General features: G+C 63.2%; 16 protein-coding genes. 10 read left to right on the top strand and 6 right to left on the bottom strand.

Going from position 1 to position 16,700, the window contains the following annotated elements; genetic code table 11:
• Window positions 1-48: 48 nt before the first annotated feature.
• From MTX23_RS22160 to MTX23_RS22145, 4 genes are read right to left on the bottom strand one after another with little or no spacing between them, the layout of a single operon-like run.
• On the bottom strand, window positions 49-1,077 hold the full coding sequence (locus tag MTX23_RS22160) for a class II aldolase/adducin family protein (RefSeq protein WP_280972311.1): 1,029 nt from the start codon (window positions 1,075-1,077) through the stop codon (window positions 49-51).
• A gap of 10 nt (window positions 1,078-1,087) precedes the next feature.
• Window positions 1,088-1,948, bottom strand: coding sequence for a TIGR01459 family HAD-type hydrolase (locus MTX23_RS22155; protein ID WP_280972310.1), 861 nt, complete (start codon window positions 1,946-1,948; stop codon window positions 1,088-1,090).
• Window positions 1,945-3,225: an FGGY-family carbohydrate kinase gene (locus MTX23_RS22150; protein ID WP_280972309.1), complete on the bottom strand. Its 1,281-nt coding sequence runs from the start codon at window positions 3,223-3,225 to the stop codon at window positions 1,945-1,947. The genes MTX23_RS22155 and MTX23_RS22150 overlap by 4 nt, the downstream gene beginning before the upstream one ends.
• On the bottom strand, window positions 3,222-3,392 hold the full coding sequence (locus MTX23_RS22145; protein WP_280972308.1) for a hypothetical protein: 171 nt from the start codon (window positions 3,390-3,392) through the stop codon (window positions 3,222-3,224). The genes MTX23_RS22150 and MTX23_RS22145 overlap by 4 nt, the downstream gene beginning before the upstream one ends.
• Between MTX23_RS22145 and MTX23_RS22140 the strand changes: the two genes are divergently transcribed.
• From MTX23_RS22140 to MTX23_RS22095, 10 genes are all read left to right on the top strand, one after another.
• Complete coding sequence (locus MTX23_RS22140; protein WP_280972307.1) at window positions 3,391-4,407, top strand: sugar-binding transcriptional regulator; 1,017 nt, start codon at window positions 3,391-3,393, stop codon at window positions 4,405-4,407. The two genes, MTX23_RS22145 and MTX23_RS22140, sit on opposite strands and share 2 nt — an antisense overlap.
• 22 nt (window positions 4,408-4,429) lie before the next feature.
• On the top strand, window positions 4,430-5,869 hold the full coding sequence (locus tag MTX23_RS22135) for an extracellular solute-binding protein (RefSeq protein ID WP_280972306.1): 1,440 nt from the start codon (window positions 4,430-4,432) through the stop codon (window positions 5,867-5,869).
• Between the two features lie 114 nt (window positions 5,870-5,983).
• Entirely contained in the window at window positions 5,984-6,910 is a 927-nt protein-coding gene (locus MTX23_RS22130) for a sugar ABC transporter permease (protein ID WP_280978148.1), read from the top strand.
• A gap of 16 nt (window positions 6,911-6,926) precedes the next feature.
• A complete protein-coding gene (locus MTX23_RS22125) occupies window positions 6,927-7,784 on the top strand; it encodes a carbohydrate ABC transporter permease (protein ID WP_280972305.1) in 858 nt (285 codons plus the stop codon).
• Window positions 7,785-7,788: 4 nt separating this feature from the next.
• The gene (locus tag MTX23_RS22120; protein ID WP_280972304.1) at window positions 7,789-8,892 is read left to right on the top strand and encodes an ABC transporter ATP-binding protein; all 1,104 of its coding nucleotides are present in this window, start codon (window positions 7,789-7,791) and stop codon (window positions 8,890-8,892) included.
• Between the two features lie 22 nt (window positions 8,893-8,914).
• Window positions 8,915-10,024, top strand: a complete 1,110-nt coding sequence (locus tag MTX23_RS22115) for an ABC transporter ATP-binding protein (RefSeq protein ID WP_280978147.1) — start codon at window positions 8,915-8,917, stop codon at window positions 10,022-10,024.
• Between the two features lie 2 nt (window positions 10,025-10,026).
• Window positions 10,027-11,607 carry an FGGY-family carbohydrate kinase gene (locus MTX23_RS22110; RefSeq protein ID WP_280972303.1) on the top strand — a complete coding sequence of 527 codons (1,581 nt, stop codon included), beginning with the start codon at window positions 10,027-10,029 and terminating at the stop codon, window positions 11,605-11,607.
• Complete coding sequence (locus tag MTX23_RS22105; RefSeq protein ID WP_280972302.1) at window positions 11,600-12,640, top strand: 2-hydroxyacid dehydrogenase; 1,041 nt, start codon at window positions 11,600-11,602, stop codon at window positions 12,638-12,640. Before MTX23_RS22110 ends, MTX23_RS22105 begins: the two co-directional genes overlap by 8 nt.
• A gap of 19 nt (window positions 12,641-12,659) precedes the next feature.
• A complete protein-coding gene (locus MTX23_RS22100) occupies window positions 12,660-13,397 on the top strand; it encodes a class II aldolase/adducin family protein (RefSeq protein WP_280972301.1) in 738 nt (245 codons plus the stop codon).
• Window positions 13,394-14,902: a glycerol-3-phosphate dehydrogenase gene (locus tag MTX23_RS22095; protein ID WP_280972300.1), complete on the top strand. Its 1,509-nt coding sequence runs from the start codon at window positions 13,394-13,396 to the stop codon at window positions 14,900-14,902. Before MTX23_RS22100 ends, MTX23_RS22095 begins: the two co-directional genes overlap by 4 nt.
• A 91-nt stretch (window positions 14,903-14,993) precedes the next feature.
• On the opposite strand, the gene MTX23_RS22090 is transcribed toward MTX23_RS22095, so the two are convergent.
• Together MTX23_RS22090 and MTX23_RS22085 are read right to left on the bottom strand one after the other, a co-directional pair.
• Window positions 14,994-16,217 (bottom strand): ABC transporter substrate-binding protein, encoded by a 1,224-nt coding sequence (locus tag MTX23_RS22090; RefSeq protein ID WP_280972299.1) that lies wholly within the window; start codon window positions 16,215-16,217, stop codon window positions 14,994-14,996.
• Between the two features lie 169 nt (window positions 16,218-16,386).
• Entirely contained in the window at window positions 16,387-16,596 is a 210-nt protein-coding gene (locus MTX23_RS22085; protein ID WP_280972298.1) for a hypothetical protein, read from the bottom strand.
• Window positions 16,597-16,700 lie beyond the last annotated feature (104 nt).

Genomic DNA, 16,700 nt, shown 5'->3' with positions numbered 1-16,700 from the left:
GCCGGGTCGTCCTTCGTCAACATCGAGAGCGAAGGTCAGCCGACGCGGTCAAGTTGAGCGATTGGCCGTCAGTTGCTGGCGATACCGCTCGGCGTCCCAATTGAGCAATGCGCGCTCGTTCTCTGCAGTGAGGTAGGTGACCTCAGCATCTGTGGGCAGACGGCTGGTGACCAGTGCAAGACAGATCAGCATCGCTTCCGCCCCGGGGCTCGCGTCCTTGCGAATGATGCTGCCGACGCCCGGAACGAGAGCCGCTACGGGGGACGGCGATCCAACCGCCTTCAGATCCGACACCAGAAGATCCTTGCCGGGGTTCATGGTCGGCATTGCCGGCCCCAAGAAGACGACATGATCGGGATAGAGCGAGCCGCGTGTGGCGACCGAGAGACTATGATGGTCGATGGCAATGCCATGGCAGCGCGGGTCTTCCGGCACGCGATAATCCGTTCCGGCGCAGATAGCGGCGAGCGTGCGATGGTCCGCCGTCGGAGCCTCACGAGGCTCTAGTGCGAGCCGCTCTTCAACGTCCGCAACCAGCGCCTCCGCCGCTTCACTGGTTGCTGCACCCACGACGAGTCCGTGGTTGCCGAGGATCAGCACGTCGACGGCGTCCTGCGCAATGGTTTCGCTCACGGCCTGTGCCAGTGGCAATCCCGGATGACAGTAGTCAAGGAAACGCCAGGCCAAGCCACGGAGCCGCCGCGCAAGTTCAGCAGAGGCGTCGGTCCGCACCGCCCATGCGATGGTGTTTACCGAGTGGACATGTAGTACGACCGGATGCGGCATGAGGGCATGGAGCGAGGTTTCGATCGAGGCGCGCAAAGCCGTTTTGACGCCTGGAGCGAGCGGCACGCGCTCGTCGCCGCGCTCCAGCGCAGCGCGTGCGGCGGAAAGCGACACCGGGACGAAGATATCCTTGTCCTTGGCGTCCGCCAGCCAGGTACCGGACGCTTTCACCCAGAGCACGTCGCCGTCCTTGACTGAGGAGTTGCCGCCGGCGCCTTGCACGAGCAGGATGTTCCTGCCGACGCGCGCCGACATGTCACGGAGGTCATCGAGTTGGGCGGGCTGTTGCATGGTTTGGATCTCACCAGGCTAGATAATTCATCGTCCAGTTCGGAGCGCGGGCGTTTCCTCCTGGCCCCTGGATCATCGTGGATCTATCGTCCACAAGACGGTCCCTGTGCACCCCTGCGCGCAGAAACAGCGTCAACATGCCGGCCGCGCGTGCGCCGGCGATATCGTGGTCGAGAGAATCGCCAATCATCAGGACGCGCACCGGCGCCGGATGGCCCAGCCGTTCGAGCGCCGCCGTGAAGATCGGCCTATGCGGCTTGCCGACGAACGTCACCTGTCCGCCGAGTGTCTCATAGAAGCGCGCCAATGCGCCCGGTGCCGGAATCAATCCCTTGGCGCCGAACATGGTGAGGTCGGGATTGGCGCACAGCATCGGTAGTTCGCGTGCCGCGGCTCTGGTTAGGCATTGGCGCCACTGTTCGGGTTCGGCCGCGGCATCGTCGAGCCCGGCGAGTAGAATGAAATCGGCGTTCTCCATATCGGCCACGACATCGAGATCGAGTCCGTCGACGATCGTGCGGTCGCCGCCGCGCGAAATCAGAAAGCATGCGTGACCAAGTTCGGCGAACGGTGCTTGCGTGCGTGCCTTGAGGCCGATCCAGGTAACCTCGCCCGATGTCAGGATTCCATCGTAAGCTTCCGTTGGCAGTCCGAGCGAGGCAAGCCGCTGTGCGTTGCTGCGCGCGCGCTTGCCGGAATTCGACAGCACCAGCACGCGTTTGCCGGCATCGCGCAGCCGAGCCACGCATTCGCGGGCCGAGGGGATGATCGAGCGGCCTTCGTGAAGCGTGCCCCATTGATCGAGCAGCACATGGTCGAAATGCTCGATAATCGTGCCAAGACCTGCGATTTCGATCGGCCCGTTTCTCATGTCGGACCGCCCCGCAGGGCGAGCAGGGCCGCGCCATAGCTGGCCTCGGTTTGCTCAGCGACCGTTACAGGTACGCCCAGACGCCGATGCCTGATTTCGGTCCACGCATCGTTCCTTGCGCCACCGCCGATGCTGATGACGCGGCGAAGCGGCGGCGCTCCGAGGCGGGAGAGTTGCAGGTAGGCGAGGGCCTCGACCGAGGCGATTCCCTCGAGCAGAGCCTGGAAGAAGCGGTGATCCTCAGGCGGACGCGGCGTGACCCGTGCAGGCAGTGCCGGGTCGGCGATCGGAAATCGCTCGCCCGGTTTGGCAAGGGGATAGTAGTCGAGGCCGGTCGGTTCCTCCGGGCTCAACTGCGGCGTCAGCCGCTCCATCTCCGCGGCGGTGAAATGTGCCAATAGCGCACCACCCCCCGAGTTTGAAGCGCCGCCTGCAAGCCAGCTCTCGCCGAGCCGGTGCGAATAGACGCCCTGATTGGCAGCAAAGATCGGTTTTGTCGCCAGCAGCTTCACCACCAGCGTCGTGCCGAGCGAGGTGACGGCATCGCCCGGAGCGTCGGCGCGCGTGGCGATGAAGGCGGCGACGCCATCGGTGGTGCCGGCTGCGATGCGCGCTGATCGCGGCAGGCCGAGCATTGCCGCAGCGCTCGGATCAATATCTGCAAACGGCGTTCCCGGCACCAGGACCTTCGGCAGCAATTCGCGTGGCACATCGAGTCTATCGAGCCAGGCCGGCCATGTCCGCGTGATGGGATCGTATCCAAGCTTCAACGCGTTGTTCTCGTCGCTGATGCCGTGCCGTCCGGCGAGGCGGCCGGCGATCCAGTCGGCCTGATGAACGGCAAAGCGGACATCCCGACGTTCGGTGTGGCTCAACAGGTGAAGCAGCTTCGCCAGTGCGCTACTCGCGCCGTGAGCGCCGCTTTCCGCAGGAGCCACGTCCGAAATGCGCGCGGCCTCTGCTGAGGCGCGCGCATCGTTGTACATGAGACCCGGCGTGTGCGGCTGGCCGCCCGCTCCTATCAGGAGGAGGGTTCCGGAGGTACCGTCGACCGAAATTCGCTCAACACTTGCGAGATCTATTTTGCCTCCAAGCTTGCGGATAGCGGCGACGGTCGCATGCCACCACAGTTCCGGATCCTGATCGATCGCGTTCCCGTCCTGCCGAGGTGGCGGCAGAGCAATGGATTCCATTCCCTGTATATCGCCGCGCGCGTCGATCGCACAGGCGCGGACGCCGCCCGTTCCGAAGTCAATTCCGAGGAACAAACCTGTCATTCGAGTTCACCGCGATTGGCGACCTGGCGACCCTGGTTCGACTGTTCCATCCAAAGCGCAATTGCCGTGTGATTGCACTGCAGCACGTTTGGGGGATTGACGTCCCGATCAACCTCTGCAATTTTTTGCAGTATCTGAATAATTTTGCAAGCAGGCTTTTGCGGCATGGCTACCTCTCCCGACAGGCTGCCGATGATTGATGGCGAAGCCTCGCTCGCGACACGGGCGGCGTGGCTTTACTTCGCTGCCGGGCTCACCCAGTCCGAGGTTGCGGACCGGCTCAACATCCAGAGCACCAAGGCGCACCGGCTGATCGCGCGCGCGAGCCGCGAAGGCATGATCCGCGTCTTCGTCGAGGGACCGGTGGCGGAATGCGTGGCGCTGGAAAACGCCCTGGCCGAACGCTACGGGCTCGCTTTCTGCCGTGTAGCGCCCGATCTCGGAGAGGGCGACCTGCCGCTGAAGGCGCTCGCGCTCGAGGGGGCAAGCTTCCTGCGGCAGATCCTCGAGCGTGGCGAGCACAACATCATCGGCGTCGGTCACGGGCGCACGCTCGCAGCCGTGGTCGAGCAATTGCCACAGACACCGGCCCGCGACGTGCAGTTCGTGTCGCTGCTCGGCGGCCTTACCCGCAAGTTTGCCGCCAATCCGTTCGATGTCATTCATCGGCTCGCGGAGCGGACAGGGGCTGAGGCTTACCTCCTTCCAGTACCGGTATTCGCCAATTCGGTCGCGGACCGCGCCGTGCTGATGCAGCAATTTGGTATTGCGGAGGTGTTTGCGCTGGCGCGCCGGGCGTCGTTGCTGTTCGTCGGCATCGGACAAATCCACAGCGACGGGTTCCTGGTCTCGAGCGGCATGATCAAGCCGGACGAGGTCGTCGAGTTGAAGCGTGCCGGCGCCTGCGCCGATTTGCTCGGACGTTTCTTCAACGCCGACGGCCAAGTCCTCGACATCGATCTGTCCGCACGCGCCACGTCGATGGAGGCGGCGGACCTCAGGACGCATCGCATCGTCGCGATTGGCGGCGGGCTGGCAAAGGTCTCTGCGTTGCGCGCGGTGCTGCGCAGCGGCTTCCTGCATGGCCTCATCATCGATGAAGCAACCGCTCGGGCACTCGCTACCGACAAACCGGAGACAACATCCGGCAAGACCAGAAACAAGGGTCGTAAGGGAAAGTAAACGCGCACAATGGGAGGTTACAATGTACGATCGAGAGAAGAATCTATTCGATTCCTACGCCGCCAAGCGCATCAGCCGGCGTGATCTGCTGGATGGCGCTGCCAAGCTTGCCATCGCCGGCGTTGCCGCCAATGCCGCCTTTGCGTCTTCGATATCGCGGGCCATGGCCGCAGACTTCAACTGGAAGGCCTATAGCGGCAAGTCTGTCAAGCTGCTTCTGAACAAGCATCCTTACGTCGATGCGATGATCGGCGATCTCGAGGCGTTCAAAACTCTCACGGGGATGAACGTCACGTATGACATCTTCCCGGAAGACGTCTATTTCGACAAAGTGACCGCGGCGCTGTCGTCGAAGTCGGACCAGTACGACGCCTTCATGACTGGCGCCTACATGACCTGGACGTATGGTCCGGCCGGCTGGATCGAGGACCTCAACAGCTACATCAAGGATCCTGCCAAGACCAATCCGGCGTTTGCCTGGGACGACGTGTTGCCGGGCCTGCGCGCCTCAACGGCGTGGGACGGTGTTGCCGGCTCCGAGCTCGGTTCAGGCAAAGCCAAGCAGTGGTGCATTCCCTGGGGCTACGAGCTCAACAACATCACCTACAACCGCAACATCTTCGACAAGGTCGGCGTCAAGCCGCCGAAGAATCTCGACGAGATGCTGGAGGTCGCCGCAAAGATCACCAAGGACGCGGGTGGACCGTACGGCATCGGCGTGCGTGGCTCGCGCTCCTGGGCGACCATCCATCCCGGCTTCCTGTCCGCCTATTCGAACTTCGGCCAGAAAGACTTCGTGATGGAAGGCGGCAAGCTGAAGGCCGCGATGAACACCAAGGCCTCGAAGGAGTTTCACGAGAAGTGGGTCAGGATGATCCAGACCTCGGGCCCGAAGAACTGGTCGACCTACACCTGGTATCAGGTCGGCACCGATCTCGGCGCAGGCGCCTCCGGCATGATCTTCGATGCCGACATCCTCGGCTACTTCATGAACGGCGGCGATAACAAGGAGAAGGGGCATCTCGGCTATGCTGCGTTCGCCGCCAATCCGGCGGCCAAGGCGCCGACGCCGAATGTCTGGATCTGGTCGCTCGCTCTCTCGAGCTTCTCCAAGCAGAAGGATGCGGCGTGGCTGTTCATGCAATGGGCCGCATCGACCGAGCACGACCTGTTTGGTGCCCGCAAGATGGACTTCGTCAACCCGGTCCGTGCCTCGGTGTGGAAGGACAGCGAGTTCCGCGATCGTATCGCGAAGTCATATCCTGGCTATCTCGAGCAGCACGATGTCTCGTCGCCGGGTGCCAAGATCTACTTCACGGCGCAGCCGCTGTTCTTCGACCTGACCACGGAATGGGCCGCATCGTTGCAGAAGATGGTGGCCAAGGAGGTCAGCGTCGACGAGGGCCTCGACAAGCTCGCCGACAGCATCAATCGCCAGCTCAAGCAGGCCGGCCTCGGGTGACGTCTTGCGTGGTGCCATGATTCCTCCGCACCACGACAACCCGCCGGTCCGGACGGCAAGCCGATCCGGACCGGCGATGTTGCAGCGAAGAAGCGATCTCTTATCATCATGAGCATGGTCCAGCTTTCTCAGACGAACGCGGTCCCCCGCCGCAGCCCTAGGCCGCGTGGACGCATTCTGCCTTATGTCCTGAGCCTGCCGGCTCTGCTCGTCTGCATCGCCATCCTGGTGCCGTTCGTGACAGCGGCGGTCTATTCGTTGCAGCGCTATCGGCTGAACCTGCCTTATCTGCGCGGCTTCATCTGGGCCGACAACTACATCGACTTCATCTCTGACCCAGCCTTCTGGAACACGCTACGGATATCGCTGGTTTACACGGCGCTGACGGTGGTGCTGGAGCTTCTGCTCGGTCTGGGGATCGCCTTGCTGTTGCGGCGTCCGACCCGTTTCCACAACGCGGTGTCGATCGTGCTGTTGTTGCCGCTGATGACGGCTCCGGCCATCGCTGCGCTGATGTGGAAGCTGATGACCAACCCGAGCTTCGGAATCCTGTCCTATCTGGTGAGCCTGTTCGGCGTCCATGATTTCAAGTGGGCGTCCGACCCGTCGACTGCACTGTTCACGGTGGTGCTGGTAGACGTCTGGGTCTACACCCCCTTCATCATGATCCTGCTGCTGGCCGGGCTGCGTTCGCTGCCGCGCCAGCCGTTCGAGGCGGCTGCGCTGGATGGAGTGCCAGCAACCTTCGTGTTCTTCCGCATCACGCTGCCGATGCTCGCACCCTACATCATCACGGCGTCGCTGTTCCGCCTGCTCGATTCCATCCAGCAATTCGACATCATTTATGCGATGACTCAAGGCGGCCCGGGCGATCGGCTGATGGTGTTCCAGGTTCAGGCCTATCTGGAGTTCTTCCAGTACACCAACGTTGGACGTTCGGCGGCGTTGCTGATGATCCTGTGGCTGGTCACCAATATCCTCTCGAACATCTTCATCAAGAACTGGCTGCGGCTGCGTGCGCGCGCCCACGGTCACGCATAAGGACGGGGAGGCGGCGATGGATCATTCCAGTCTGGCGGGTCGCATCTTCCGCGGTGTGGCGCTCGCACTCGTGCTGGTGTTCTTCATGTTCCCGATCGTCTGGATCTTCCTGATGTCGTTCCAGACCAATGAACAGATCCTGCGGATCCCGCCGCGCATCCTGTTCGAGCCGACGCTTGCCAATTATCAGGCCCTGATCTCGGGCCAGCTCCGCACCACGGCTGGCAATCTCGAGATCTCCTTCATGCGCAACCTCATGAACAGCTTCGTGCTGTCCAGCGCGGCGGTGATCCTGGCCCTGCTGCTCGGCGTGCCGGCGGCCTATGCCTTCGCTCGCTTCAAGTTCCGCCTCGGTGAGTCCATCGCTTTCACGCTGCTATCGTTTCGCTTTGCGCCGCCGTTGCTCGTGCTGCTGCCATTGTCGCTCTACTACCAGCAGCTCGGGCTCAGCGACACTTACTTCGGCATCGTCTGGGTGTATCAACTGATCGCGCTGCCTCTGATCCTGTGGATCGTGCGCGGCTATTTCGAGGACATCAGCCCTGACATTGAGCACGCCTACCGCCTGGCCGGACATTCCTGGCGCGAAACGTTTACGCGGATCGCGGTGCCGCTGGCAGGTCCTGGCATCGCGGCGGCGGGCCTGCTGTCCTTTATCTTCTGCTGGAACAACTTTGTTTTCGCGTTGATCCTGGCGTCCGCCGACAAGCAACCGGTGACGGTGGGCGCGCTGGCTTTCGTCACGGCATCCGGCATCCAATATGGACAGATCGCGGCAGCGATCGTGCTATCGGTCACGCCGACCCTTCTGCTCGCGCTGTACGCGCAGCGTTATCTGGTCGAAGGTCTGTCGCTCGGTGCGGTGAAGGGCTGAAGGCATGGCTCGTCTTGACATCAACGCCCTTGGCAAGTCGTTCGGTCCGGTTCGTTGTGCCGACGGGTTGTCCTTCTCCGTCGAACCCGGCGAGATCGTCGCGGTATTCGGACCGTCGGGCAGCGGCAAGACCATGCTGCTGCGCATGATCGCGGGCATGTACGAACCCGACGAGGGGGATATCCTGGTTGGTGGTCGGTCGATCATAGGTGCGCCGCCGGAGCGGCGCGGGGTCGGCATGGCGTTTCAGAACTTTGCGCTATTTCCGCACATGACGGCGCGCGACAATATCGCAAGCGGCCTGCGCGCGAAGGCTGGTGATGCAGACGTCACGTCGCGGGTCAAGTCGATCAGCAGGCTTCTGAAGATCGAGCATGTTCTTGGCCACATGCCCCGCGAGTTGTCGAACGGGCAGAAGCAGCGCACTGCGCTGGCGCGCGCCTTGATCGGCAATCCAGATGTGCTGTTGCTGGATGACCCGCTTCGCAATGTCGACGCCAAGCTCCGCTACGAGATGCGGCTGGAGTTGCCGAGCCTCTTGCGCCGGAGCTCCGCTGCGGTTCTCTATGTCACGCAGGACTATCGCGAGGCGATGGCGATTGCGGATCGGATCGCTGTTCTGGTTCGGGGCCGGCTTGTTCAGCTCGCGCGACCGGAGGAGGTCTATGCGAAGCCGGCATCGGTCGCGGTCGCGCGGCTGTTTGGCGATCCCAGCATCAATCTTGCCGAAGTCGAGCCTCAGGTCGGGCAGGGAGGTCTGAGCGCTGAGATCGCGGGGACGAGAGTGCGGCTCGATTCGGCCGATCAGCCGGCCAGTCATGGTCCATGCTGGCTCGGCGTTCGTCCCGACGATCTTGCGATCAGCCGCGATCCTGGCGATGACGCCATTCCCGCCCGGATCGTTGCGATCACACCAATGCACGAGCGCAACGTGTTGCTGCTGCGCCTTGCTGATGGCTCCGAATGGTTGGCCGCGTTACCGTCGGATGCCTCGGCAGCAAGCGCGGATGACGATGTCTTCGTTCGGTTCGCGCCGCAGGCCGCGCTCCTGTTCGATCGCGCGACCGGGCTCCGCGTCGGTCAGGCCGACCGGCGACAGGCGGCGTGAAGGGAGCGGAATGACCATGGGCATGCTCGAAATCCGGAATGTCGACAAGGTCTACCGTAGTCGCGGCAAGCCGCCCGTCCACGCCGTGCGCGCACTCGATATGGAGGTCGGAAAGGGCGAGATCGTGGCGCTGCTGGGGTCTTCGGGCTGCGGCAAAACCTCGACCTTGCGCATGATTGCAGGTTTTGAAAGTGTGACCTCGGGAGCGATAACGTTGAGTGAGCGGCGGATCGACGAACTGCCGCCGGCCAGGCGCAAGGTCGCGATGGCTTTCGAAGGCTATTCGCTTTATCCGCCGCTCACGGTTCGCGAGAACATCGCCTTTGCACTGAAGGCGCAGCAGCTTTCGCACAGCGAAGTCTCGCGCCGCGTCGACGCGATCGCACAGCTGGTCGAGATCGAGGATACGCTGGAGAAATATCCACGCTCGATCTCCGGCGGCCAGCAGCAACGCGTATCGCTGGCGCGTGCACTGGTGCGCGACGCTGATCTTTACTTGCTCGACGAGCCGATGGGACAACTCGAGCCTCAGCTGCGCGCCGTGCTGCGCGGGCGGATCAAGGGCCTGCTGGCCGAGCGCGGCATGACCGCGATCTTTGTCACCCACGATCAGACAGAGGCCAGCGCGCTCGCCGATCGCATCGCCGTGATGGAGGACGGCGTGCTCCAGCAGTTCGCGAGCGAAAAGGAGCTGAAGAGCCGACCCGCGAATCTGTTCGTGGCAAGCTTCATCGGCGAACCTCCGATGAACCTGCTTGAGGCCGACGTGGCGGCAACGGATGGCGGTTTCCGGCTGTCTGTCGGCTCGGATATCGCCTTGCACCTTCCTGGCGGCGCACTTGATGAGGCTGCCCGGTGCGCGCTCGAGCAGAACAAGCGGGTTCGCGTCGGCATCCGGCCGCAGAAGATCACGGTCGGAGCGGGTGAAGCGCGGGTGCGCGTAATCTCAAATCAATGGCTGGGCGACCAGTCGCATGTCGCCGGTGAATGCGCGGGTCACGTCCTGATCGCGGTGACGCCGAGCCGGGTCGCGGCGCGGCCTGGAGACATCATTCCGTTCGGGCTTGGGCCGCAGCATCTGCATGTTTTCGGCTCCGACGGAGCCTGCATTCGCCATGCGGAGGCAGTCTGACCATGTCCATCCCGCAGAGCCGCGACGTGATCATCGGCATCGATGCCGGAACATCCCTGATCAAGACCGTCGCCTTCACGCGAGAAGGGCGACAGCTCGCCGACTTCGCGCTGCCCAATACGTACAGCACGGCGCCGGGCGGACGGGTCGAGCAGGATATGGCCCGGACCTGGAACGACACCGTTGCGGCGTTGCGTGGTCTGGCGGCGGCAGTACCGGATTTCGCGTCGCGGATCGCGGCGATCGCAGTCACAGGGCAGGGCGACGGCACATGGCTCATCGATGACGATGGTCGTCCGGTCGCGCCCGCGCTGCTCTGGCTGGATTCCCGGGCGGCGGGCCTGGTGGAGGACATCCGCTCCAGCGATCGCAACGCGGCCCTCTATCAGCGGACCGGCTCGGGGTTGAACGCCTGCCAGCAGGGCGCCCAGCTGGCCTGGCTGCAAGCTCACGCGCCCGAGACGCTGTCGCGGGCAAGCACGGCCTTTCATTGCAAGGACTGGCTCTATTTTCTGCTCACCGGCCAGCGCGCGACCGATCCGTCGGAAGCGAGCTTTACGTGCGGGAATTTCCGCAAGCGCGGCTTTGATGTGGAAACTGCGAGGCTCATTGGCATCACCGATTGTACGGCGCTTTTTCCCGAAGTCGTCGACGGTGTCTCGACGACGCATCCGCTAAGCATCGGGGCCGCGCGGGAGACCGGACTGCCGCAGGGCGTGCCGGTGTCGCTCGGCTATGTCGACGTGATCTGCAATGCGTTGGGGGCCGGACTCTACGATCCGGCGCCGGACGTCGGCTGCACCATCATCGGGTCAACCGGCATGCACATGCGGCTGACACCAACCGCTGATGCGGTCGTTCTGAATGCCGAGGCCACCGGCTATACCATGCCGTTCCCTGTCCCCGGTCACTATGCGCAGATGCAGTCCAATATGGCTGCAACGCTGAACATCGATTGGCTAATCGATCTTGCACGCGACCTCCTCGCCGCGGAGGGAGTGACGCGATCGCGCGCCGATCTGATCCGGCGATTGGATGAGCGAGTGCTGGAGGCGCGGCCCGGTGAACTGCTGTTCCATCCATTCATTTCGGATGCGGGTGAACGTGGTCCGTTCGTCTCGCATGAAGCCTGTGCCCAATTCCTGGGGTTGCGCTCGCGTCACGGCTATTGGGACCTGATGCGAGCGGTGATGGAAGGCCTCGCCTTCGCCGCACGTGATTGCTATGCCGCCATGGGCTCGTTGCCGCGTGACTTGCGGATCACCGGTGGTGCGGCGCGAAGTCGCGCGCTCGGCGCCATCCTGGGCGCTGCACTTGAGTGCAATGTCCGCGTTTGCAGCCGCGGCGAAGCCGGCGCAGCGGGCGCTGCCATGATCGCAGCGGTTGCCACCGGCATATATCCGGACATGGCGGCGTGCGCCGAGGATTGGGTGAAGCCTTGTCTCAACCCGGCGCAAGCACATGATCCGGATCTGGCTTCGCACTATTCCCGGATGTTCCCGGCCTATCTCGACGCAAGGCTGGTCGCGCGGCCCGTCTGGAAACAACTCGCGGCGCTGCGTGCGGGAGGTAGCCATGCCTAGCACCATCGCCATCATCGGTGACCGCTTCATGCTGCCGTCGGTCTTTGCCGAGCGGATCACCGCGGCCTGCGGCGATGCACTCGATATTCGCGTCCTGGAGCAGCCATGGCCAGACGAGCCGATGGAGCATGGCTATGCAGGCTCCAAACTCGATGGCTTGAAGGAATTCATGGGCGATCCAAACGAGATTGCCGACTTCATCGCCGACGCGCCAATGCTTGTGACCCATCTGGCACCGATGTCGCGATCAATGCTGGAGCGGCTGCCGAACCTCAAATTCATCGCGGTCTCGCGCGGCGGCCCCGTCAACATCGACATGCAAGCGGCGCGGGATCACAGGGTGCTTGTCGTCAACACCCCAGGGCGCAACGCGAGCGCGGTTGCCGAGTTCACGATCGGTGCCATTCTCGCCGAGACGCGGCTGATCCGCAGCGGACATGAATCCTTGCGCGCCGGTGAATGGCGCGGCGATCTCTATCGCGCCGACCGCACCGGGCGCGAGCTCGGCGAGATGACGGTCGGTATTGTCGGCTATGGCGCGATCGGCAGCCGCGTGGTGAAACTGCTCAAGCCGTTCGGCTGCAAGATACTGGTGGCCGATCCCTATGTTCAGCTCACTGCGCAGGACCGTAACGACGGCGTCGAGCATGTGGCCTTGCCCGACCTCTTGGCGCGTGCGGACGTGATCAGCCTGCACGCAAGGGTGACGGCCGAGACGACCGGATTCATCGATCGCGCGGCGCTTGCGCGGATGAAACCGGATGCGTTCTTCATCAATACCGCGCGCGGCCCGCTGGTCGACTATGAGGCGCTCTACGAAGCGTTGTCCGCCGGACGGCTTGGCGGCGCGATGCTTGACACATTCGCGGTCGAGCCGGTGCCGGCCGACTGGCCGCTGCTGCAATTGTCCAATGTCACGCTGACACCGCATATCGCCGGCGCTTCCGTGCGCACTGTGACGTTTGCCGCCGACCAGGCGGCTGAGGAGGTTCGCCGCTTTCTGGCCGGTGAACCGCCGCTCAATCCGTGCTGAAGACGAAAGGTGCCTTGATATGACCCGTGAGGAACGACAGCTGCGCGAAGCGATCATCGCCAAGTGCCGGTGGATGAATGCGTCGGGTCTCAACCAGGGAACGTCAGGAAACATCTCCGCCCGCTTTAGGGACAGGATGCTGATCACGCCGTCGGCCACGCCCTATGAGGCGATGAAGCCCGAGATGATCGCATCGATGCCGCTCGAGGGCGAGTATGATTCCTGGGAGGGGCCGCTGCAGCCGTCCACCGAATGGCGATTCCATCTCGATATCATGCGCGGCCGGCCCGACGTCGGCAGCGTCGTGCACACCCATTCCACCTACGCCACCGTGCTTGCGATCGCGCGCAAGTCGATTCCCGCCTGTCACTACATGATGGCCGCGTTCGGCGGCCATGACATTCGCTGCGCAGGCTATGCGCGGTACGGCACCGCGGAACTGTCCGAGCTTGCGCTCGCTGCACTCGAAGGCCGCAACGGCTGCCTGCTTGCAAATCACGGCATGATTGCCGTCGGCCCTAACCTGGACAAGGCGATGTGGCTGGCGGTCGAGCTCGAAACCATCGCGCGTCAATATTATCTCTCGCTCGCGCTCGAGACGCCGCACATTCTCAGCCAGGAACAGATAGCGGAGACGGCACAGGGATTTTCGACCTATGGTCTCCAGGCCCCGAAGCCAAAGTCCGCGAAGGTACGCCCCGCCGTGAAAGCCGCAGCCCGCCGACAGGTCGCGAAGAAGCGCAGCGGGACGCGATGACCGCGGCTGCACCGGGTAGGGGCCGTGACCACGGGCTCGTCGATGTCGCAATCATCGGTGGCGGCATCAACGGGGCCGGCATTGCCCGGGATGCGGCTGGCCGGGGCCTCAAGGTTCTGCTGTGCGAGAAGGATGACTTTGCCGAGGGCACGTCGTCGCGCTCGGGCAAGCTCGTGCATGGCGGGCTGCGCTACCTCGAATACTACGAATTTCGTCTGGTCCGCGAGGCCCTGATCGAGCGGGAGGTGCTGCTGGCGTCGGCGCCGCACATCATCTGGCCGATGCGCTTCGTGCTGCCGCATTCACCCGAGCAGCGGCCGGCGTGGCTGGTGCGGACCGGGCTGTTTCTCTACGACCATCTCGGTGGCCGCAAGCAGCTGCCGCCGAGCCGCGGGCTCGATCTGACTCAGGCGCCCGAAGGCGCTCCGCTACGCCCGGAATTCCGTCGCGGCTTCGAGTATTCGGATTGCTGGGTCGACGATGCGCGGCTCGTGATCCTCAATCTGATCGATGCCGCCAGTAACGGCGCCAAGATATTGCCGCGGACGCGCGCGGTGGGCGCCCGGCGGGAGGGAGAGAACTGGCGCCTCGACATGCTGGGCGAGGACGGCTGCCCGCAGGTGGTGCGTGCGCGTGCGCTTGTCAATGCGGCAGGCCCGTGGGTCCGAGATGTCGTGCAGGGCGTCGCAGGGTTGAACCCGGCGCACAATGTGCGGCTGGTCAAGGGAAGTCACGTTATCGTGCCAAAATTCTGGAGCGGTCCGCAGGCCTATTTGCTTCAGAACGAGGACCGCCGCGTCATCTTCGTCAACCCCTATGAGAGCGATCTCGCGCTGATCGGGACCACCGATATTCCCTACGACGGCCGCGCGGAGGACGTCGCGATTGACGGCGGCGAGATTGCCTATCTGCTCGGGGTACTGCGCCGCTATTTTCGCGCTTCGCCATGTGAAGGCGACATCGTGCACGCCTTTTCAGGCGTTCGACCATTGTATGACGATAATTCCGAGGATCCCTCCGCGGTTACGCGAGACTATGTCTTCGAAGTCCATGGAACAACGGAACAACCGGCGTTTCTGGCGATCTTCGGTGGTAAGATCACGACCTATCGCCGGCTCGCCGAGCATGCGCTTGGTCGATTGGCGCCCTGGTTTCCCGGAATGTCATCGGCGTGGACGGCGCGAAAGCCACTGCCGGGCGGCGACATCGGCAGCACGTTCGAAGTCTTTGCGACAGACCTGACACGAGCCTATCCCGATCTGCCTCAACAGGTCATCCATCACTATGCGCGCCTGTATGGCACGCGCGCACGCGATCTTCTTGGATCGGCACGCAGTGTGGCCGATCTCGGCCGTCACTTCGGTGGAAATTTCTACGAGCGCGAAGCCATCTACCTCCGCGAGACGGAATGGGCGGCAAGGCCCACAGACTTTCTCGAAAGACGCACCAAGCACGGCCTTCACCTGACGCGCGCGCAACGCGATAGCTTTGAAGACTATCTGTGAGCGGAGGCCATTCGTGGAAGCTCCGGCGTAGCACGGCAGAGCTGCGCGGGCGAGGAAATCGTCCCCGCCACGCGCTTGGCATACGACGCCGTCACTGCGCCTTGGTGATATAGGGGCAGCCGCCTTCATTGAGCGGACGGAATGCCTGATCGCCGGGGATGGTCGCGAGATACTCATAGAGATCCCATTTGCTCTTGGACTCCTCCGGCTTCTTGATACGCATCAGGTACATATCGTGCACCATCCGGCCATCCTCGCGCACGACGCCGCCCTGAGCGAAGAAATCATTGACCGGCGTCTTGCGCATTTGCGCAATCACCGTTTCGGGATCAACTGAGTTCGTGGCAGCCACTGCCTTGAAATAGTGCCGCAGCGCGGAATTCACGCCGGCCTGGTAGGCCGTCGGCATCGCGCCGTGCCGCTTGAAGAACTCCTGCGAGAACGCCCGGGTCTCCGGCGTGCGGTCCCAATAGAAGGAGTCCGTGAACAGGAGATCATGCGCGTGCTGCAGGCCGAGTGCCGGCACGTCGGTGAGCGTCACCTGCAGTGCGACGACCTGCATGCTCTCGCGGATATTGAACTCATCGCCCTGAGCGACCGCGTTGCGGAAGTCGGAGCCGGCATTGGCGAGCGCCAGGATCTTGGCCCCGGACGATTGCGCCTGCAGCAGGAATGACGAGAAATCCGCGGTGTCGAAGGGATGCCGGATCGCGCCCAACACCTTGCCGCCGGCAGCGGTGACCGCCTTGCTCGCGTCGCGCTCCAGCGCCTGGCCGAACGCATAATCCGCGGTAAGGAAAAACCACGGCGTACCGCCGCGCGCGACCACGGCCTTGGCGGTGGCGTTCGAGGACGCATAGGTGTCGTAGGTCCATTGCACACTGGTTGGCGAGCATTGCTTGCCGGTAAGCTCCGATGAGCCGGAGCCCGAGATCAGGAACAGCTTCTTGCGCTCACGGGTCACGGTCTGGATGGCGAGTGCCACGGCCGAATTCACACCCTCGGCGATCACATCGACACCCTTAGTATCGATCCATTTGCGCACGATTCCGGCTGCCACGTCGGGTTTGTTTTGGTGATCGGCCGAGATGATCTCGATCCGGCGCCCCGCCACCTTGCCGCCGATTTCCTCGGCAGCCATTTGCGCCGCGACCACCGAGCCGGTGCCGTTGCCATCGGAATACTGCCCGCTCATGTCGGTGATGATACCGACGCGCAATACGCCATCTTCGGCGCGGGCCGTACTTGCCGCGAAGAAAAGGGAAGCGCCGAGCGCAATCAGTAGTGTCAATGGCGAAGCTTTGGTCCAGGTCATTTCCGTTCTCGAGTGTTGGATATCGGGGTGTCTACTGCAGGAGTCACTTGCCCGCGACAACCTCTTCCCGAGCATGGCGCTCTGCGCCATGGCGACGCTTCGACACCTCAGTTCAAGCAGAAAAATCGATCAGATGCCGCCCGAAGGAAAATGCGCGCTTATGCGAGGCTTAATCCTGCACGCGCCGCGTGCTTCGTCCGCGCGCGTATCCCTTCGAGGTCGCCGCGCAGATGTCTTCCAGTTCGGCCTCGAGAAGTCCTTTGGCGACGATCAGTGCCCGGACTGCGGCACGAGGGTCGCCGTCGCACGCCGCGATCACTTGATCGGCCGCCATATCCAGCGGGTCGCGTCTTTGCAACGTCTTCGAAACGGCCGACATGCCCAAGATTCCCGATTGACCGGCCCTCAGAATGTTCCTATTTTGTTCTCATGTCAATCGTGGCGCATCGCAACGGCATCAAGTTTTGGTCAGACGTCGCAGGT

It is taken from the genome of Bradyrhizobium sp. ISRA436 (assembly GCF_029910015.1).
In the GTDB taxonomy this organism is placed as follows: domain Bacteria; phylum Pseudomonadota; class Alphaproteobacteria; order Rhizobiales; family Xanthobacteraceae; genus Bradyrhizobium.
Note: the sequence above shows the minus strand (reverse complement) of the source record. Positions and strands in the feature narration are given on the sequence as shown.

What these genes read in the sequence shown, in the direction of transcription:
- MTX23_RS22140 (WP_280972307.1), top strand. Translation starts at nt 3,391, where the DNA reads ATGGCTACCTCTCCCGACAGGCTGCCGATGATTGATGGCGAAGCCTCG.
- MTX23_RS22130 (WP_280978148.1), top strand. Translation starts at nt 5,984, where the DNA reads ATGGTCCAGCTTTCTCAGACGAACGCGGTCCCCCGCCGCAGCCCTAGG.
- MTX23_RS22090 (WP_280972299.1), bottom strand. Translation starts at nt 16,217, where the DNA reads ATGACCTGGACCAAAGCTTCGCCATTGACACTACTGATTGCGCTCGGC.
- MTX23_RS22120 (WP_280972304.1), top strand. Translation starts at nt 7,789, where the DNA reads ATGGCTCGTCTTGACATCAACGCCCTTGGCAAGTCGTTCGGTCCGGTT.
- MTX23_RS22105 (WP_280972302.1), top strand. Translation starts at nt 11,600, where the DNA reads ATGCCTAGCACCATCGCCATCATCGGTGACCGCTTCATGCTGCCGTCG.
- MTX23_RS22145 (WP_280972308.1), bottom strand. Translation starts at nt 3,392, where the DNA reads ATGCCGCAAAAGCCTGCTTGCAAAATTATTCAGATACTGCAAAAAATT.
- MTX23_RS22110 (WP_280972303.1), top strand. Translation starts at nt 10,027, where the DNA reads ATGTCCATCCCGCAGAGCCGCGACGTGATCATCGGCATCGATGCCGGA.
- MTX23_RS22085 (WP_280972298.1), bottom strand. Translation starts at nt 16,596, where the DNA reads ATGTCGGCCGTTTCGAAGACGTTGCAAAGACGCGACCCGCTGGATATG.
- MTX23_RS22160 (WP_280972311.1), bottom strand. Translation starts at nt 1,077, where the DNA reads ATGCAACAGCCCGCCCAACTCGATGACCTCCGTGACATGTCGGCGCGC.
- MTX23_RS22115 (WP_280978147.1), top strand. Translation starts at nt 8,915, where the DNA reads ATGCTCGAAATCCGGAATGTCGACAAGGTCTACCGTAGTCGCGGCAAG.
- MTX23_RS22095 (WP_280972300.1), top strand. Translation starts at nt 13,394, where the DNA reads ATGACCGCGGCTGCACCGGGTAGGGGCCGTGACCACGGGCTCGTCGAT.
- MTX23_RS22155 (WP_280972310.1), bottom strand. Translation starts at nt 1,948, where the DNA reads ATGAGAAACGGGCCGATCGAAATCGCAGGTCTTGGCACGATTATCGAG.
- MTX23_RS22100 (WP_280972301.1), top strand. Translation starts at nt 12,660, where the DNA reads ATGACCCGTGAGGAACGACAGCTGCGCGAAGCGATCATCGCCAAGTGC.
- MTX23_RS22135 (WP_280972306.1), top strand. Translation starts at nt 4,430, where the DNA reads ATGTACGATCGAGAGAAGAATCTATTCGATTCCTACGCCGCCAAGCGC.
- MTX23_RS22125 (WP_280972305.1), top strand. Translation starts at nt 6,927, where the DNA reads ATGGATCATTCCAGTCTGGCGGGTCGCATCTTCCGCGGTGTGGCGCTC.
- MTX23_RS22150 (WP_280972309.1), bottom strand. Translation starts at nt 3,225, where the DNA reads ATGACAGGTTTGTTCCTCGGAATTGACTTCGGAACGGGCGGCGTCCGC.